This is a genomic window from Streptomyces alboflavus (assembly GCF_000716675.1).
Taxonomy (GTDB): domain Bacteria; phylum Actinomycetota; class Actinomycetes; order Streptomycetales; family Streptomycetaceae; genus Streptomyces; species Streptomyces alboflavus.
Map to the genome: position 1 here is coordinate 15,295 of NZ_JNXT01000104.1, position 17,293 is coordinate 32,587.

19 protein-coding genes and 1 pseudogene are annotated in these 17,293 nt (G+C 72.3%); 8 read left to right on the forward strand and 12 right to left on the reverse strand.

What is annotated here, in order from left to right:
• Window positions 1-34: 34 nt before the first annotated feature.
• Window positions 35-580, forward strand: a complete 546-nt coding sequence (locus tag OO63_RS39870; protein ID WP_030362136.1) for an RNA polymerase sigma factor — start codon at window positions 35-37, stop codon at window positions 578-580.
• Window positions 573-1,595, forward strand: a complete 1,023-nt coding sequence (locus tag OO63_RS39875) for a CU044_5270 family protein (RefSeq protein ID WP_346009356.1) — start codon at window positions 573-575, stop codon at window positions 1,593-1,595. Before OO63_RS39870 ends, OO63_RS39875 begins: the two co-directional genes overlap by 8 nt.
• A 123-nt stretch (window positions 1,596-1,718) precedes the next feature.
• On the opposite strand, the gene OO63_RS39880 is transcribed toward OO63_RS39875, so the two are convergent.
• Window positions 1,719-2,735: an SGNH/GDSL hydrolase family protein gene (locus tag OO63_RS39880; protein ID WP_030362134.1), complete on the reverse strand. Its 1,017-nt coding sequence runs from the start codon at window positions 2,733-2,735 to the stop codon at window positions 1,719-1,721.
• Between the two features lie 227 nt (window positions 2,736-2,962).
• Between OO63_RS39880 and OO63_RS39885 the strand changes: the two genes are divergently transcribed.
• Window positions 2,963-3,340, forward strand: coding sequence for a nuclear transport factor 2 family protein (locus OO63_RS39885; RefSeq protein ID WP_030362133.1), 378 nt, complete (start codon window positions 2,963-2,965; stop codon window positions 3,338-3,340).
• A 67-nt stretch (window positions 3,341-3,407) separates the two neighbouring features.
• Here OO63_RS39885 and OO63_RS39890 read toward each other — a convergent pair whose 3' ends face one another.
• The 3 genes from OO63_RS39890 to OO63_RS39900 form a co-directional block, all read right to left on the reverse strand.
• The gene (locus OO63_RS39890; RefSeq protein ID WP_030362132.1) at window positions 3,408-3,740 is read right to left on the reverse strand and encodes a putative quinol monooxygenase; all 333 of its coding nucleotides are present in this window, start codon (window positions 3,738-3,740) and stop codon (window positions 3,408-3,410) included.
• 97 nt (window positions 3,741-3,837) lie between these two features.
• Window positions 3,838-4,203, reverse strand: a complete 366-nt coding sequence (locus OO63_RS39895; protein ID WP_030362131.1) for a PH domain-containing protein — start codon at window positions 4,201-4,203, stop codon at window positions 3,838-3,840.
• Between the two features lie 70 nt (window positions 4,204-4,273).
• Window positions 4,274-4,759 carry a MarR family winged helix-turn-helix transcriptional regulator gene (locus OO63_RS39900; protein ID WP_030362130.1) on the reverse strand — a complete coding sequence of 162 codons (486 nt, stop codon included), beginning with the start codon at window positions 4,757-4,759 and terminating at the stop codon, window positions 4,274-4,276.
• Between the two features lie 130 nt (window positions 4,760-4,889).
• Here OO63_RS39900 and OO63_RS39905 point away from each other — a divergent pair, with 130 nt between their 5' ends.
• Both OO63_RS39905 and OO63_RS39910 read left to right on the forward strand, forming a co-directional pair.
• A complete protein-coding gene (locus tag OO63_RS39905; protein WP_078619659.1) occupies window positions 4,890-6,380 on the forward strand; it encodes an MFS transporter in 1,491 nt (496 codons plus the stop codon).
• A gap of 120 nt (window positions 6,381-6,500) precedes the next feature.
• The gene (locus OO63_RS39910; protein WP_030362128.1) at window positions 6,501-6,929 is read left to right on the forward strand and encodes a pyridoxamine 5'-phosphate oxidase family protein; all 429 of its coding nucleotides are present in this window, start codon (window positions 6,501-6,503) and stop codon (window positions 6,927-6,929) included.
• Between the two features lie 23 nt (window positions 6,930-6,952).
• On the opposite strand, the gene OO63_RS39915 is transcribed toward OO63_RS39910, so the two are convergent.
• The 3 genes from OO63_RS39915 to OO63_RS39925 form a co-directional block, all read right to left on the reverse strand.
• On the reverse strand, window positions 6,953-7,672 hold the full coding sequence (locus OO63_RS39915) for a hypothetical protein (protein ID WP_063750506.1): 720 nt from the start codon (window positions 7,670-7,672) through the stop codon (window positions 6,953-6,955).
• Window positions 7,673-7,760: 88 nt separating this feature from the next.
• Window positions 7,761-9,407 carry an outer membrane protein assembly factor BamB family protein gene (locus OO63_RS39920; protein ID WP_033264935.1) on the reverse strand — a complete coding sequence of 549 codons (1,647 nt, stop codon included), beginning with the start codon at window positions 9,405-9,407 and terminating at the stop codon, window positions 7,761-7,763.
• Between the two features lie 93 nt (window positions 9,408-9,500).
• Window positions 9,501-11,120: an outer membrane protein assembly factor BamB family protein gene (locus tag OO63_RS39925; RefSeq protein WP_033264936.1), complete on the reverse strand. Its 1,620-nt coding sequence runs from the start codon at window positions 11,118-11,120 to the stop codon at window positions 9,501-9,503.
• Window positions 11,121-11,208: 88 nt separating this feature from the next.
• On the opposite strand from OO63_RS39925, the gene OO63_RS39930 reads away from it, so the two are divergent.
• Window positions 11,209-11,805, forward strand: coding sequence for a TetR/AcrR family transcriptional regulator (locus tag OO63_RS39930; RefSeq protein WP_030362125.1), 597 nt, complete (start codon window positions 11,209-11,211; stop codon window positions 11,803-11,805).
• On the opposite strand, the gene OO63_RS39935 is transcribed toward OO63_RS39930, so the two are convergent.
• Window positions 11,802-12,233, reverse strand: a complete 432-nt coding sequence (locus tag OO63_RS39935; protein ID WP_078619662.1) for a helix-turn-helix domain-containing protein — start codon at window positions 12,231-12,233, stop codon at window positions 11,802-11,804. The two genes, OO63_RS39930 and OO63_RS39935, sit on opposite strands and share 4 nt — an antisense overlap.
• Window positions 12,234-12,408: 175 nt before the next feature.
• Between OO63_RS39935 and OO63_RS39940 the strand changes: the two genes are divergently transcribed.
• Complete coding sequence (locus tag OO63_RS39940; RefSeq protein ID WP_030362123.1) at window positions 12,409-12,801, forward strand: hypothetical protein; 393 nt, start codon at window positions 12,409-12,411, stop codon at window positions 12,799-12,801.
• A gap of 148 nt (window positions 12,802-12,949) precedes the next feature.
• Here OO63_RS39940 and OO63_RS39945 read toward each other — a convergent pair whose 3' ends face one another.
• From OO63_RS39945 to OO63_RS39960, 4 genes are all read right to left on the reverse strand, one after another.
• On the reverse strand, window positions 12,950-13,279 hold the full coding sequence (locus OO63_RS39945; RefSeq protein ID WP_030362122.1) for an SCO5918 family protein: 330 nt from the start codon (window positions 13,277-13,279) through the stop codon (window positions 12,950-12,952).
• Window positions 13,280-13,405: 126 nt separating this feature from the next.
• The gene (locus tag OO63_RS39950; RefSeq protein WP_030362121.1) at window positions 13,406-14,929 is read right to left on the reverse strand and encodes a DEAD/DEAH box helicase; all 1,524 of its coding nucleotides are present in this window, start codon (window positions 14,927-14,929) and stop codon (window positions 13,406-13,408) included.
• A gap of 214 nt (window positions 14,930-15,143) precedes the next feature.
• Complete coding sequence (locus tag OO63_RS39955) at window positions 15,144-15,347, reverse strand: cold-shock protein (protein WP_030362120.1); 204 nt, start codon at window positions 15,345-15,347, stop codon at window positions 15,144-15,146.
• A 268-nt stretch (window positions 15,348-15,615) separates the two neighbouring features.
• Entirely contained in the window at window positions 15,616-16,173 is a 558-nt protein-coding gene (locus OO63_RS39960; protein WP_030362119.1) for a tellurite resistance TerB family protein, read from the reverse strand.
• 233 nt (window positions 16,174-16,406) lie between these two features.
• On the opposite strand from OO63_RS39960, the pseudogene OO63_RS39965 reads away from it, so the two are divergent.
• Window positions 16,407-17,293, forward strand: a pseudogene (locus OO63_RS39965) (hypothetical protein); the annotation flags it as partial.

The following is a 17,293-nucleotide window of genomic DNA, read 5'->3' on the forward strand; positions in this document are numbered from 1 at the left end:
TGAGGATCGGACGCATGCCGGACACCTACGGTCCATGAGCACGGACGATTCCTTCGCGGCCGCCTACCGCGAGCACTACTGGGCGGTGAGCCGGTTCGTCGCGCGCAGGCTCGACGCGGGGGAGGCCCACGAGGTCGAGGAGGTCGTGGCGGACGTCTTCTCCATAGCCTGGCGGCGCCGCTCCGAACTCCCCGAGGTGCCGCTGCCCTGGCTGTACGCCGTCGCCCGCAACTGCCTGGCCAACACGGTGCGCGGCCTCGGCCGCCGACGGCGCCTGCTGCACCGCATCGGCCTCAACGAGAGCGCCCACGGCAACCAGGTCGTGGACAGCCCGGACACCGAACGCCCCGGCTCCTGGGTGCACGAGGCCCTGGCCCGGCTCTCCCCCGCCGACCAGGAGGCCCTGCGCCTGACCACCTGGGAGGAGCTGGGCGTCGACGAGCTCGCGGTGGCCCTGGAGTGCAGCCCCGGCGCGGCGGCGATGCGGCTGCACCGGGCCCGGCGCAGACTCCGCGCGGAGATCGACCGGATGCAGATGAATGTACGAGCGGGACGAGCGGGAGCTGAGAGCCGTGACTGACCACCTGGACGACCGGCGCGACGCCCCCGGCCCGGACGACGCCCGCACCCCTGACCTCGACCCCACCCACGACCTCGACCTGACCCCCGACCTCGACCTGCTGCGCGCCGCCAACCCCGTCTCCGCCACCGCGGGCCCCTGGCGCGACCGCCCCCTGAACGCCGTCGCCGAGCGCGGCCTCAACCAGCTCCTGCACCGCACCCGGGCCCGCCGCGCCCGCCGCCGCGTGGTGCTGTGGGCGGAGGCCGCCGCCGTCGCCTTCGCCGCCGTCCTCGCGCTCACCGTGCCCGACCTGGCCGCCGCGCCCGCCACCGCCGCCGTGCCCGGCGCCCTGCACCCGCGCGACGGCGCCACGCTGACGCTCGACCGCCTCGCGGACCGGGCCGAGGCCGCCGCCCGCGCCGGCGGACCGCGGCTGCGCAAGGGCTCCCACGTCCAGACCTGGAGCCTCGCCATGGACGAGGGCCCGGACGCGAAGCGCCCCGTCACGCTGCCCGAGGAGCGCGAGGTCCGCTGGCACCCGGACGGCAGCCGCACCGAACGCGTCGAGGCCGACGGCAAGCTGCTCGGCGAGCGCGTCTTCCCGCCGAGCTGGTCCGACGCCCCGCCCCGCTCCCGCCCGCCGGGCACCGCGGCCGCCCTGCGCGACTACCTCACGGAGGTCCACGACCCGGGCTTCCCGCGCCGCACCACGCCCGCGAGCACCCAGGAGATCCTGGACGCGCTGCCCTCGCTCCTCGACGCCTGGACGCTCGGCGCGCGCGAGAGCGCCGCCCTGGCCCGGCTCCTCGCCGACAGCGGCGGTCTGCGCCCCGCGGGCACGGTCACCGACCGGCTCGGCCGCTCCGGCCAGGCCTACGTCCACGACTCCCGCGACGAGCACCTGCGGTACATGCTGATCCTCGACCCCGATTCGGGCGAACCGCTGGGCCTGGAGGCGCTGTTCACCAAGGACCAGCCGCGGTTCGCGGTCGAGGCCGGGGACGTCATGTCGTACAGCGCCTGGCGGCGCTAGGCGCTTCGCTGGGTTTGCGGCGCTGTGTCGTCTTGAGTCCGCGGGTGTGTGGGGGCTGGTCGCGCAGTTCCCCGCGCCCCTTCAGGGCGCTTCTCGAACCGCAGTGGACTTCATCAAGCCAGCTCAGCGGGTCTCGTGGGCCCGCAGTGTGTCCGTGACGGCCTGCGTGATGCGCCGGATGCCCGGTGAACGCACCGGGCACGGGCGGGACTTGGCGGTCGTCGGGGCCAGGCAGAAGTGCAGCGGGTCGTCGGAGCGGTGCAGGGCGGTGCGGTCCCTCTCCGGCTCGGTGCAGTACGCGCGGTGGGCGCGCTCGTACGCCGTGCAGGGCAGCTTCTCCACCCAGGTGTGCCGGGCGGCGGCGGGGCTGACCGACCTGCCCGCGTCGGACACCAAGTCGCCGGTCGCGGCGGCCTGTTGGCGGTAGAGCGCGTTGACGCGGCGGACCCGGTCCGGGGTCATCGGGTCCGGGCCCTGCGAGACCCACACCACCTTGGGCCGCTTGCCGCCCGCCTCGCGCGCGGCGTCGGTGATCTGCCCGGTCAGACGGCGCGCGTCGGCCGCGTACCGGGAGAAGTACCTGCCCTGCGCCTTGTCGTACGTGATGCCCTCCATGCAGGGCGTGTAGCCCCAGGCGTTGCCCCAGAACTGCAGCACCACATAGTCGGGCCGCAGCTCGCGCACGAGCGTGGCCGCCTTGTGCCGGTCCGGTACGAGGGAGTCCTTGCCGGTGCCCTCCAGGTAGTCGCAGAGGGTCGTGCCGGAGTAGGGCGCGCTGGTGTAGCGGGCGCCGACCTGGTCGCGCAGGAGGGTGCCGAGGACGCGTTGGTTCTCCATGGCGAGGGAGTCGCCGAGGTAGAGGACCTTGGGGCGGGTGGTGGGGCGCGGGGCGGTGGGGGCGTTCTTCCGGCCGCCCCCGGCCTGGTCCCGCTTGCCGCCGCGGGGCTCGTCACCCTTGGCGCGGGCGCCGCGGTCCGCCTCCGCGCGGCCCCGGGTGGTCTGCGACGCGCCGTCGGTGGGGTCGCCCGGGGCGGGCGCGGGCGGCGCCCCCTGCCCGCCCTCGCCGTCGGACCCCGGGTCCCCGCACCCGCCGACCAGGAGCGCGCCGAGCAGCACCCCGACCCACCACGCCTTACGCATCCGCAACTCCCGTCCCACCCCATGGAATCGGCCCCCCAGGCAAGCACAGGTGCGGCGGCGGCGAAAGTCATGCGTGCGCCGACCATTACCTCCGGCGTAATCGAACGTGCCGCGTCCGCCCGGCAGTCTTGGGTGCACCGGAGCCCGGGCGGCGCACTCCGCCCGGTCTTCGGGGCACGGGACCCGCACCACCCCTTGACCCACGACACCGCCGGAGGCGAACACCCATGGCCGCACAGGACGTTCACGAGACCGCCGTCGCCCGCTACTTCGAGGCCTGGAACAGCGCCGACCCCGCGAGCCTGGGCAAGGCCGTGGCCGCCGCGTGGACCGAGGACGGCACCTACACCGACCCGCTGGCCGACGTCGCCGGGCACGAGGGCGTCGCGGCGGTGATCGCCGGGGCCCGGGAGCAGTTCCCCGGCTTCTCGTTCCGCCACACCGGTGCCGTCGACGGCCACCACGGCATCGCCCGCTTCACCTGGGAGCTGGTGTCCGACGCGGACGGCTCGGCGCCGGTGGCCGGGTTCGACGTGATCGTCCTGGCGGAGGACGGCCGGATCCGGGCGGTGCACGGGTTCCTGGACCGGCTGCCGGCCGCCTGAACGGCGCCCGCGCACAAGTGGGGCCCCGGACCGTCCTGGTCCGGGGCCCCACTCACGTACGGATCGGTCAGGCCTCGCGCGGCGCGACCTCGCCCATCCGGCCCCACCCGTCCATGCCGGGGATCTCGGTGGAGACGATCTGGGGGATCTCTGCGATGGCGTACGACATGGTGTCCATCGCGGCCTTGAAGTGCGCGGACTCCACGTGCGCCGCGCCCGCCTCGCCGTCGCGGAACGCCTCGACGAGGACGAACTGGTGCGGGTTGTCGACGCTGCGCGACCACTCGAAGAACAGGTTGCCCGGCTCCTCGCGGGTGGCCCGCGTGAAGTCGTCGACGAGGTCGAGCCACGCCTCGCTCCGCTCGGGGCGGACGGTGAACTTTACGGTGATGAAGATCATGGGGGGTCGTTCCCTGGATTGCTGTGCAGTGCACCCACGAACGTACCCCGTCCCCGGACCTTCGACTACCTGGCGACCGCCCGACGGCGTCCGGCGCCTACCTGGCCACGAACTGGGTGAGTATCGCCTGCACCTCGTAGATGTCGACGCCCTTGGTGAAGGTCTTCTCGATCGGCACGGGGTTGCTGGAGATCCATATCTTCAGCTCCGCGTCGAGGTCGAAGTGGCCCGCGGTCTCGACCGCGAAGTGCGTGATGCTGCGGTAGGGCACCGAGTGGTACTCGACCTTCTTGCCGGTCATGCCCTGCTTGTCGATGAAGACCATGCGGCGGTCGGTGAGCAGGATGGTGTCGCGGATCAGCTTGTACGCGGCGTAGACCTGCTCGCCGTGGCCCATCAGCCGGGCGTAGTCCTGCTGCGCCGACGCCGGGTCGACGGTGTGGGCGTTTCCGAACAGCGCCATGTCAAGGCCCCCTCGTGTGACGATGCGTCCAGCCACCGTACGTGAACACCCGTCCGCGGGGCCTGCGCGCCTACCCGCGCTGACGCGCTCTGCGGGCCGGGCGCGGGCTCTCCGCCGGGGTCGCCAGATGCCCGTCGACCAGCCGGTTCAGGGCGCGGAGCAGGGCCGTGCGGTCCGTCGCCGAGAGGGCGCCGAGGGCCTCCTCGTGCACCCGGTCGACGATGCGCTGGCTGCGGGCCGCGACCTTCGCGCCCTCGGCGGTGACCGCGATGATCCGGGCCCGCCGGTCCTGGCTGGAGGGCCGCCGCTCGGCGAGCCCGGCCTCCTCCAGGGCGTCCACGGTCACGACCATCGTCGTCTTGTCCATGTCCCCGAGCTCGGCGAGCTGCGCCTGGGTGCGCTCCTGCTCCAGGGCGTGCACCAGGACGCAGTGCATGCGTGCCGTGAGCCCGATCTCGCCGAGCGCCGCCGCCATCTGCGTGCGCAGGACGTGGCTCGTGTGGTCGAGCAGGAAGGAGAGGTCCGGTTCCGTGCGGGCGGGTGCCATGGCGGTCATGTCGCCAGCGTAGCCGAGAAGACGGATGTGCGCCCGAGATGGATAGTCTGCAACGAAACTATCTGCTACGGTCCTGAGCATCGGACGGCCCGGGCAGCACCGGGCCGCGCCTTCGTCAACGGGAGAGCCCATGTCCGCCACCTCCACCACCACCGCCACCACCGGTTCCGCCCCCGCACCCGCCCCCGCGGTGGCCAAGGAGCCGGATCCGGAGCCCACCGCCCGCCAGAAACGCCTGGCCCTCGGCGTCATCGCCACCGGAATGCTGATGATCATCCTCGACGGGTCGATCGTGACCGTCGCGATGCCGGCGATACAGCAGGACCTGAACTTCACGTCGGCGGGCCTGAGTTGGGTGGTGAACGCCTACCTGATCGCGTTCGGCAGCCTGCTGCTCCTGGCGGGCCGCCTGGGCGACCTCATGGGTCGCAAGCGGATGTTCCTCGCGGGCACGGCCGTCTTCACCCTCGCCTCGGTCCTCGCGGGCCTCGCGGCCGACCCGGCCACCCTGATCGCCGCCCGCTTCCTCCAGGGCGTCGGCGGCGCGATGAGCTCGGCGGTGAGCCTCGGCATCCTCGTGACCCTGTTCAAGGAGCCGGGGGAACGGGCGAGGGCCATCGCGGTCTTCAGCTTCACCGGCGCCGCGGGCGCCTCCCTCGGACAGGTCCTCGGCGGAGTCCTCACGGACGCCCTGAACTGGCACTGGATCTTCTTCATCAACCTGCCGATCGGCCTGGCCGCGCTGCTCCTCGCGGTGCCCGCGCTGCCCGCCGACCGGGGCCTCGGCATCAGGGCCGGGGCGGACGTGACCGGGGCGCTCCTGGTCACGGCGGGCCTGATGGCGGGGATCTACAGCGTGGTGAAGGTCGAGGAGCACGGCTGGCTGTCCACCCACACGCTGGCCTTCGGCGCCGCGTCCGCCCTGCTGCTCACCGCGTTCGTGATCCGCCAGGCCCGCGCCCGCACCCCCCTCCTCCCCCTGCGCATGTTCCGCTCCCGCAGCGTCACGGGCGCCAACGCGGTCCAACTCCTCATGGTGGCGGCCCTGTTCGCCTTCCAGGTCCTGGTGGCCCTCTACCTCCAGAACGTACGCGGCTACGGAGCGTCGGCCACCGGCCTCGCCATGCTCCCCGCGGCCGTGGCCATCGGCGCGGTGTCCCTCGGCGTCTCGGCCCGCCTGAACGCCCGCTTCGGCGAACGCAACGTCCTCCTGGCGGGCCTGCTCCTGCTCCTCGCCATGCTCGCCCTCCTGGCCCGCGTCCCCGTCCACTCCTCCTACGCCCTCGACCTCCTCCCCGTCATGCTCCTCGCCGCGGGCTTCGGCCTGGCCCTGCCCGCCCTCACCACCCTCGGCATGTCCGGCGCCCGGGAGGACGACGCGGGCCTCGCCTCGGGCCTGTTCAACACCACCCAGCAGATCGGCGGCGCGCTGGGCGTGGCGGTCCTCTCCACCCTGGCCGCCTCCCGCACGGAGAGGACCCTGACCGAGGGCGGCACCCGCGCGGAGGCCCTGACGTCCGGCTACCACCTGGCGTTCACGGTCGGAGCGGCCCTGCTCGCGGCGGCCCTCGTGGTGACGCTGACGGTCCTGCGCCCGGCACGGCAGGCCCCCGCTCCCTGACCGGCGCCGAGGAGGACCGCGGAGTGGTGGTGCGCGTCCGGGTGTCCCGTGTGTACGGCACGGCGCTGGACGTGTAAGCAGGTGGGACACGCGAGTTCGACGAGGAAAAGGGGATCGACGATGGCTCTCACCCGTGACGAACGCGAGCAGTTCCTGGCCGAGCCGCACATCGCGGCGCTGGCCGTGGACTCGGGGGAGGACGGGCGGGCGCCGCTCGTCGTGCCCATCTGGTACCAGTACGCGCCCGGTGAGGACGTGTGGGTCCTGACGGGGCGGGACTCGCGCAAGGCGCGGCTGATCGCCGCCGCGGGGCGGTTCTCGCTGATGGTGGAGCGGCTCGAGCCGACGATCCGGTACGTGAGCGTCGAGGGGGCCGTCGTGGGGACGGAGGACGCCACGGTGGAGCGGCTGCGGGAGATCTCCGCCCGGTATCTCCCCGCCGAGAAGGTCGACGGGTATGTGGAGATGGCCCTGAAGGAGCACGGCGAGCAGGTCGTCATCCGGCTGCGGCCGGAGCACTGGGTCTCGTCGGACCTCGGGTCGGTCTGACGTACCGCGGCTGACGGCTGCCCTCAGGGGGACGACGCGGCCTTGTCCTGGCGGGAGCCGTCCCGGCGGAATTCGTTCGGTCTTCGGAGCTCCTGGACCAGGGCAAGGGCGAGGACGAACGTCACCGCCACCAGGTGTTCCCGGCCCGCCAGGTTCGGCTTCAGGATCGAGCCCACCACCGTCGGTACGACGGTCAGGAGGCACAGGGCGGGGGCCCGCAGCCGTACCGAGAGGTAGGTGAAGAGGCCCACCACGGCCGCCGACGCGCCGGTGTCCACGTCGTGGGCGTACGCGGCCGGTACGCCCGCGAAGTGGTCGGGGCCGATCGCCACCATGACCCGGGCGCTGAGGGTGCCGGCCAGCGTGGCCGCGTACGCGATGAGCAGGGTGCGTCTCCAGCCGATGAGGAGCTGGGCGAGGCCGAGGGACAGGAGCAGGCGGGGGAGGCCGCCCCAGACCGGCTGGTCCCGGGTCGGGACCAGGACGGAGACGGGGGTGCGCAGGAGCGAGAGCCACAGCGGCTGGTCGGCGCGGACCTCGCTGACGCGGCGCACGACGCGGTCGCTCGCCGGGATCTGCTGGAGTTCGTGCAGGCAGATCATGGCGAGGGCCGCCGCCACGGCGAGGGAGACCCCGGCCAGGCGACGGTCCCGCAGCTCCCGCCACGCGGCCAGGCAGAGGGACTGCCACTCCGCCCGCAGGACGGCGCGGACGCGGCGGGCGGCCCGCACAGCTCGCGGCATCGGCTGACCGTCCTCTTTCCCCACCGCGTCGCGCCGCCCGGCACTTCGCACGCATATGTCCGTCGGGGGTCAGGTTAGATCATGCTTGCTATTTCGCGGCGAATCCCATCATCATGACCGACTTTCGGTCCGAGACCGGGCGGGACAGCAGGTCGGAGCTGAGGTACAGCTTGCCGTGCCTGTAGTGCACCTCCGAGATGAGGGGCGGCAGGGCGGACGGGCGTGTGGTCGCGTCGAGCAGCAGGGTCTGCTTCATCGTGCGGCCGTGGACGGAGTAGACCCGGGTGACGGGGGAGCTCTTGTAGACGAGGACGTTCCCGCCGTCCATGCGGAGGGGGATCACCGGCGCCTCGTCGCCGCCCTTCACGCGCTGACCCGTGGTCTTGCCGGTGGCCAGGGAGAACACCACGATGTCGTTCGTCGTCGTGTACTCCTTGTCGCCGTCGCGCCGCGCCGTCGCCACGTACAGCTTGCCGTTCCCGGCGACGATCCCCTTGCAGTCCTCGTTGGTCGACGACGTCCCGCAGGTGTGCATGTACTGGCCGTCCGGCAGCTCGAACTTCGTGCGCAGCTTGCCGCGGTCGTCGAGGGAGAAGATGTCGGACGCGCCGGACGCGGTGATCTCGCCGGAGTCCGTGCCGAGCACCACCGGCCAGGTGGAGATGACGTTCGGGGACTTGACGCCCTCGGGCATCCCGTAGCTCCACTTGGGCTTGCCCGTGGCCGGGTCGAGGAGCTCGACCTTGAACTTCGGCGTGCTCAGCTCACCGCAGGAGCGCACCGCCACGAGCCGGTCGCCGCCGCCGTAGCCGACGTCTCGGCACTTCTCGCCCAGCTTCGGCTTCCACAGGAGCTTGCCGGAGCGCAGGTCGAAGGCGGCGCCGCCGTACAGGCCGGAGAGCGCCACGGTGTCGCCGACGATCGTGGCCTGGTTGAACTGGGTCTTCTCCTTCTGGTAGCCGATGCTGACCGACTTGGTCCACAGCTTCTCGCCCGTGTCGACGTCGAACGCCATGACCTCGGTGCAGGGCGCGTAGCTCCTCTCGTCGTCCCCGGCCTTCGGCGCCGGCTGGGTGACGACGACGGCTATGTTGCCGTTGCCGAGGTTGGTGGAGCCCGCGCAGGACATGCCGGGCTTGTCCAGCTTCCACACGTCCTTGCCGGTAGCCGCGTCGAGCCCGGTGATCCGCCTGACCGACGCCTTCGCGTAGATCTTGTCGGTGAGCCAGGACCCCTTCACCCGGTACGTGCTCGCGCCCTTCGGCAACTTGGGCTGATTGGCGGCGCCCTTGAAGAAGGCCTTCGGGTCGGCGGGCACCGGCTCCTTCGGCTTCTCGTACGCGGGTCCGGCGCCGTCGGGCCGCTGCTTGCCCGCCGCCTTGTCCTTCGAGCCGTCGTCATCGCCCTGCTGGGTGGCGTACCAGACACCGCCGCCGACGATCAGCGCGACCGCGAGCACGGCGGAGCCGATGATCGCCGCCCGGCCCCGGGAGCGCCCGCCCCCACCCGGTGTCGGGTTCGGCGGAGGCACCGGCTGCGGCGGCCCGAAGCCACCCGGCTGGGAGTAACCGCCGGGCTGTCCGTACGCACCCGGCTGCGGGTACCCGCCGGGCGGCGGCTCGACCGGCGGGCCGAAGCCGCCCTGCTGGGGCGCTTGTTGGGGCTGCTGCGGCGGCGGGGGCCCGAAGCCGCCGGGCTGGGGCGGCTGCGGCTGCGGTGAGGGCGGGTTGGTCATCGTGGCTCCAGGAACAGGGGCGGGAACAGTGCGGGGACTGCGGTGCGGTCAGGGGCCGCGACGGCTGTGGGCACCGCTGGGGGAACGGCCGCGTCATGGTCCGAACGAGAGCATCCGCCCGTTCCCCTCCTCGCCCGCGGAGCCGTTGCTCCTGCCGTTGAGACGCGTCGGCGTGACGAACAGCCGCGTGTCCGCGTACAGGGTGTGCCCGGCGAACATGAAGACCTCGATCTTCTGCGCGGCGGCGGTGTGCTTCAGGAGCACCTTCGGCTTGCCGCCGCCGGGAGGCAGCAGCAGGGTCCGCCCGGTCATGTCCCGGTACGGGCGTGCGTACACGATCACCCCGGGCCCGTCCCGGTCGCTGACGGTCACGGGCAGGAGCTGCCGTCCCCCGGCGCCGACGGACCACTTGGCCTTCCCCGTGCCGAGGTCGAAGGCGACGATCTTGTTGGGCCCGAGGGTGTCCTTGGGCTCGGTCGCGAGGTACAGCGTGTCGTGGGCGACGACGCCCCCGCCGCAGTTCTGCACGCCCTCGCCGGAGTCACCGGCCCCGGTGCACTGCGAGAACTTCTCCTTGCGCTGGTCGAGGTCGATCCAGGAGCGCTGCCTGCCCTGCTTGTCGACGACGGAGAGCGCCCACTTGTTCAGATCGGCGCGGTTGCGCACGGACACGACCAGGGGGTCGACGGAGTACACCTTGTCGATGGTCCACCCCTTCTTGCTCCGGTAGACCCATTCGGCCTTGCCGGTGCGGGGGTCGAGCTTGCGCAGCCGGCCGTGGGTGGACTTCGAGCCCGCCGCGCACCCCTGCACCTGGATCAGACCGGGGCCGCCCGCGACACCGCTCAGGAAGCAGGCGCCCTCGCGCCGGTGCTCGGTGGTGAACAGCCGCTTGCCGTCCCGTATGCGGTAGGCGTGCGCGACCGAGTCCTGGTCGACCATGACGGTGGAGCCGCTGATCGCCACATGCGTGGCGGTGGTGCTGTCCAGCGTGCTGTGCTCCTTGAGCTTCTTGTGCCAGCCCTTCTTTCCGGTCTTGAGGTCGATCAGCTGCAACTGATTGCACTTCGCCCCGACCCGGGCCTCGCTCGTGGTGTAGGCGACGACGACCTTGCCGTCGGGCGAGGGGTTCACCGGGGTGTCGCAGACCTCGCCGGGCAGCCGGACCCGCCACGCCCGCTTGCCGTCGGCCGCCTTGAACGCGGTGACCTCGTCGTACTCGGCCTGCGCGACAAGGCCGTCCACGCGCCACAGGTCGAGCAACTGGCCGCCCTTGCCCGGCAGTTTCACGTCGTTGACGGCGAGCCAGGCCTTGGCGTCGCCGGGCTTGCGGCCTGCGTTGACGTCGATCTGACCGGCCGACCCGGTGCCCTTGCCGCCGTCGTCGTCGCTGCCGTCGCGCGGGGGCGCCGACTCGCGTCCGTCCCGCGCGGGCTTGTCCGAGTCCTGCGCCACCGGCTTGCGGGAACCGTCCTTGTCCCCGTCACCGTCTCCCCGCGTGAGCACGAAGACGCCGGCGCCCACGAGCACCAGGGCGAGGGCGCCGACGCCGGCGATCAGGGCGCCGCGCCTGCGGGGGCCCGCGGGCGGTGGTCCGGCCGGGGGCGGGAAGGGCGGCTGGGCGGGGGGCTGGGGCAGCGGCTGGGCGTAGGGGTTGCCGGGGACCGGCTGGTGCGCCGGTGGACGACCCGACTCGGGCTCATGACTGACCATGGCAGAGAGTGTGTCCCAACACACCGAATTTTTAGAGACTTTTTCTAGAAAAAGTTTCCGGTGCTGGATCTGAACTACGCTGTTCCGCATGGCGCCTAAGCAGCAGCGTGGCGAGGCCACGGTCGACCTGCTCCTGGACACGGCCCTGCGGGTGTACGCGGCATCGGGACGGCAGGGATTCACGGTCAACGCGGTCACGGCGGCGAGCGGCGTCAGCTTCGGCAGCCTCTACCACCACTTCGGCAGCTTCGACGGACTCGCCGCCGCGCTGTACATCCGCTGCCAGGACCAGCTCTGCGACCCCGTGGTGGCCGCCGTCACCCGCTCCCGTACGGCCCGCACCGGCATCCAGGCCTTCGTCAGGGAGTACCTGGAGTTCACCCGCGCACACCGCGACGTGGCCACCTTCCTGCACGCCTCCGCGTACTCCCGCTACCTCACGGCCCACGCCAAGGAGGTGGCGGCCGCCAAGGAGGCCAAGTTCGCCGCCATCGCCTCCTGGATGTACGGGCGCGTCGCCGCCGGCGAAGTGGCGGTGCTGCCCGACCAGATGATCGAGGTCCTGCTCCTCGGCCCGGTCGCGGAGACGGCCCACCGCTGGCTCGCCGGCACCTACGAGGTGGATCTGGACGAGGCGGTGCGGGTCCTGCCGGACCGGATCTGGCGGTCGCTGCGGGCGGACTAGGCGTCGGAGGCCGGGTCGTCCTGCGCGGCAGCCGGTCCGTCCTGCGCGGGAGCCGAGCGGTCCTTCGCGGCTGCCGCACCGTCCGTCGCGGCAGCCGCACGGCCCGCCGCCTCGCCCGCCGCCCGCCGGTACTCCGCGTTGATCCGCTGGGCCTCCTCAAGTTGGTCCTCAAGGATGACGATGCGGCACGCGGCCTCGATGGGGGTGCCCTGGTCGACGAGTTCACGCGCCCGGGCGGCGATGCGCAGCTGGTAGCGGGAGTAGCGCCGGTGGCCGCCCTCGGAGCGGAGCGGGGTGATCAGGCGGGCCTCGCCGATGGCCCGGAGGAAACCCGGGGTGGTGCCGAGCATCTCCGCTGCTCGGCCCATCGTGTAGGCGGGATAGTCGTCGTCGTCCAGACGACCACTGAGGGGGATATCTGCTGTCATGTCACCTCGTTGTGCAACGCGTCGAAGGGCCCCCGATGCCGTACGGCACCCGGGGCCCCGGACGAATTCAACACCATGCGTCGCCTCCGCCGCCCTGACGACTTTCCGTTTCCGCCACCGGCGGTGCCGTACGCGGGGTGGGACCGGGGCGGGCCGCTGAATAGAATCCGCTGTCATGTCGAACCCTGACGAGCTGCTCGTCAACATCTCCGCCATGGTCGAGTCGGAGCAGAGCAACCAGATGTCGCTCACCGTCGTCGTCGCGGGTGCCGTGCTCACCGGCCGCCTCGCTCCCGAAAGCGTGTGGAGGCAGCGGGTCTCCGAGGTCCTGAAGGATTCGGACCGCCTCGGCCCGTTCTCCGACGTCTTCGCCGGTCACAGCGCGCCGGTCCGGCCCGTCCCGGACTCCGGCGACGCGGATGGGACGGCGCCCACGCATCTGCACTTCCACCTCGCCCGGATCCTCCAGGGCAGCGTGGGGATCCCCGAGACCGGGGGCATGTACCGGGTCGCGATCAAGGACGTCAGCGCCTGGACCGTGGGCGACTTCAGCTACTCCGACCAGTGATCATTCGTTCCGTCGACGCACGGTGAACGCGTACGCCTCCTGGAGAGAGGTGAACGTGTACGCCTCCTAGAGGGAAGGGCCCCGCCGATGTACCGGCGGGGCCCTTCCGTGGTTCTGGCGCGGTGGCTCACGCCTGCGGTGCCATGGCTCACGCCTCCGGCGCGACGGGGCCGGGGACGGGGCCGCCGAGCAGCGCCGAGGCGTTCGCCACGGGGGCGAGGGGCTGCTGGGGCGCGGGCTCATCCGCGTTGCGGCAGGTGAAGCCGAGCCGGGTCATGGCCCGGGTGACCTCGCCGCTGGTGAAGTCGCGGCGGTCCTGGCGGGTGATGACGGCGCCGACCTGCTTGGCGGGGTAGTTGCGGCGGCCGATGATCACGTACTCGCCGCCGGTGACCGGCTCGGGCTCGATGTCCTTCATGGTGGCCAGCACTTCGTTCTTCGAGAGGTCGAAGGGGAACCTGGCAATGACGCAGCGCATGATGCCTCACAGACGGGGAGAGAAGGGGCTGAGCGGTGCTACGGGCTGAGCGGTCCTGACGGGGCCGGGTGGCGAGGGGGCCGGGCGGCCCGGGCGTGGCTGCGGGTCCACCGGGCCACGGGGCCCTCAGGGAGACTCTAGGGCCTGTCCGGCGGGCCGACCCTGGGTACCCGCAGTCGCGGACCGGTTCCGTCCGCCGCGGCCACGGCGTCCACGGGGCGAGGACGAGGCGCCGCGGCGGGGCCGCTCGGGGGCGGGCGCGCGGATCACGACGGGGATCCCGGACGGCTCCCTGGCTCCGGTGATGCGGCTCAACTCGGCCTCGCCGGAGCGTACTTCGGTGGTCTGCGCGGTGACGCCCGCGGACGCCATGAGGCGGCTCATCGCGCGCCGCTGGTTCGGGGTCACCAGGGTGACGACGCTGCCGGACTCCCCGGCGCGGGCCGTGCGGCCGCCGCGGTGCAGATAGTCCTTGGGGTCGGTGGGCGGGTCCACGTTCACGACCAGGTCGAGCTGGTCGACGTGGATGCCGCGCGCGGCCACGTTCGTGGCGACGAGCACCGACACGTGCCCGTCCTTGAACTGGGTGAGGGTCCGGGTGCGCTGCGGCTGGGACTTCCCGCCGTGCAGCGCGGCGGCGCGGACACCGCTGCTCAGGAGGTCCTTGGTCAGCTGGTCCACCGCGTGCTTGGTGTCCAGGAACATGATCACCCGGCCGTCCCTGGCCGCGATCTCCGTGGTCGCCCGGCGCTTGTCGGCGGCGCGCACGTGCAGGACGTGGTGGACCATCGTGGTCACCGCCCCCGCGGACGGGTCGACGGAGTGCACCACCGGGTCGTTCAGATAGCGCCGCACCAGCAGGTCGACGTTGCGGTCGAGGGTGGCGGAGAACAGCATCCGCTGCCCCTCGGGCCGCACCTGGTCGAGCAGCGCCGTGACCTGCGGCATGAAGCCCATGTCGGCCATCTGGTCGGCCTCGTCGAGGACGGTGGTCGTGACCTGGTCGAGGCGGCAGTCGCCCCGGTCGATGAGGTCCTTCAGGCGCCCGGGCGTCGCCACGACGATCTCCGAGCCGCCGCGCAGCGCGCTCGCCTGGCGGCCGATCGGCATCCCGCCGACGACGGTGGAAAGGCGCAGCCGCAGCGAGCGGGCGTAGGGCGTGAGCGCGTCGGTGACCTGCTGGGCGAGTTCACGGGTGGGTACGAGGACGAGTCCGAGCGGCTGCCGGGGCTCGGCGCGACGGCCCGCCGTGCGGGCGAGCAGGGCCAGGCCGAACGCGAGGGTCTTGCCGGAGCCGGTGCGGCCGCGGCCGAGCGCGTCGCGGCCGGCGAGGGTGTTCGGCAGGGTGGCCGCCTGGATCGGGAACGGCACGGTGACGCCTTCCCGGCCGAGCGCGGTGAGGAGCTGCGCGGGCATGTCCAGGTCGGCGAACGCCTCGACGGCGGGCAGCGCGGGGGTGATCGTCTTCGGCGGGGCGAACTCGCCCTGGAGTGCGGGGCGTTGCCGGGCGGGGCCGTTTCCGCGGAACGGGCCGCCGGGGCGGCCGGTGGAATTCGGTCGGCCGGAGCCGGTGCGGCCCGTGGAATTCGGGCGGCCGGAGCCACCGGTTCGGGTACGGGTGTAGCGATCGCCATTGCGGGTGCGGTTCATGCGGGGCCTTCCTTGATGTGGCGCGTATCGGCAGGTATCAAGGAATTCCCGCAGCACGGTGGCGGCGCAGAGAATCGCAAGAACTAGCCAAGAATGGCGGATTGATTACCGCGCTGATCAGCCGGAAACGCAGCGAGTCAGCCGGAAACGCAGCGAGCTGGGGCCCGCACCCCAAGGTGCGGGCCCCAGCTGCGAAGTGCGTGTATCCGCTGCGTCAGGCGGGGACGATGTTCTCCGCCGTCGGGCCCTTCTGGCCCTGCGCGATGTCGAACGTCACCTTCTGGCCCTCGAGCAGCTCACGGAAGCCCTGGGTGGCGATGTTCGAGTAGTGGGCGAAGACGTCGGGGCCGCCGCCGTCCTGCTCGATGAAGCCGAAGCCCTTTTCCGCGTTGAACCACTTGACCGTACCTGCAGCCATTTTATTCTCCTTCGGGGCGGTGCTCGGAGTCCGCCCTGTGCGGACTCCGTGTCGCCGTGATGATTGCCCCGTCGGAAGAAAAGAACCGTTTTCGGGAACCACAACTGCAACTGAGATCGACAGTAGCACGGCAGGACCGGGAAACGCTGGGAAAATTAATTGCTCCGGCTGTCGTGCAAGGAATCCTCAGTGCGCCTCGCCGCAATTCCTCATGCCGCCGCGACAGATATTGTCCCGCCGGGATCTCAGCGGCCGCCGCCCGGCCGTCTCAGAGGCCGAACTCCTGCGGGGACAGGCCGAGTGCGGCGCACGCCTCGCGCAGGACCTGCTCCTCGGCCGGGGCGACATAGCCGTCCGCGCCCGCGACGACCAGGCCGGTCTGCACGACCGCACGGGCCTCCGTCTGCTTCTTGGACGCCTTGGCGATCTCCTGCAGGACCTCCGTCTTGCCCTGCTGGAAGTTGAACGCCAGCTGGTCCACGTGCTTGTTGAACCGCTGGAGCAACTGGTCCGACGGGAAGTTCTTCAGCACGTCGTTCTGCAGGATCAGCGACTCCACGTGCTGCCGCTCGGCCGGGTCGACCTGGCCGTCGGCGGCCGCGACCAGGGCACACATGGCCATGCTCGCGTCGCGGTACGAACCGCTCTTCAGCTCCGTCTTGAGGGATGTGAGCTGGGTCTTGAGCGTGCTGATGAGCTGCGCCTTCGAGCTGCCGGACGACCCGCCCGGCCGCCCGTGCCCGCTGCCGTGCCCGCTCGAACCGCGCGAACCCTGCGCCTGCTGCAGACCCTTGGCCTGCTCCTTGAGCTTGTCCCACATAGCCATCCGTGCCACCTCAGCTTCTGCCATGTAAACGCTCGTACGCGCGAGTTCCGCGCGTCCTTCTGCCAACGCCCTCACGTTCCCCGAAGTTCCAGTCCCAGTACAGCGCGGACCAGGACTCGGTACAGCTCGGGAAAAACACCTGACAGGGCGCGGGGCGGGGTCGTACCATCCCTCGCGATGACGACTCACTCTGTTGACAGATTGGGGGACCCGTCCGCGCAAGGTGAGTGCTGATGCTCACCGACATCGCGAACGGGCACACCCGCCCTTCCCTCCGGCGCCCCTTCGACCGGCGCCCGTCCTTCTGGCCGCGCGTACGCGAGTTCGCCGTGCCGCCCGCCATGATCGAGACCGCGACCGCCCGCCGCCTTGCCGGTGACTGGGCCGGGGCGTGCGCCGCCGCGGGCGTCGACGTGGACCTCAGCCCGCGCTCCCTGACGCGCACGCACGGCCGCGAACTCGCCGCCCGCGTCCGCGACGACCTCCGCCACCTCGCGCCCGACCTGCTGCGCTGGCACCTGCCGAGGATCGCCCCGGACGGGTTGCTGCGGCCGGGGCTCACGATTCCGCTCGCCCGGTACGACACGGGGGAGTCCCCGTACGACACGGGCGCGCGGGGCGGCGCGGGCGCCCCGCACCCGGTGCACCTGGTGGTCCGCACGCCGCCCGCGTGGGCGGACGCGGGGCAGCGGGTCAGCCTCGCGCTGTGGGACGGGTCCCGCGCGGGGCCCGGTGTCCTCGGCCACCAGGACCCGCCCTCGCCCCTGTCCCCGTACCCGCGTGCGCGGCCGTACCCGCACCCCCACCCGTATCCCAGCCGACGGTTCCGGCTCGACCTGCACCGCCATCTGTGGGACGCGCGCCGGGCCGGTGAGCTGCGCGTACGCTCCGGGGCCGACCGGACGCCCGCCGACTCCCTCCTCCGCGCCGACCCGGAACCGCTGCCGACCGCGCCCGACGGGCTCGGCTGCGCCGTCGACCGCTGGGCCGCCGAGGCGGAGATCCTGCTGCGCGCCGAGGGGCGGACCGACGGGGTGTTCGCCGTGCGGCTCGGGGGCGGGCGGCGGGTGGTGCTGCGCCTGGACGGGGCGGTCGGGGCGGGCTGGGCTGTCGGGGCGGG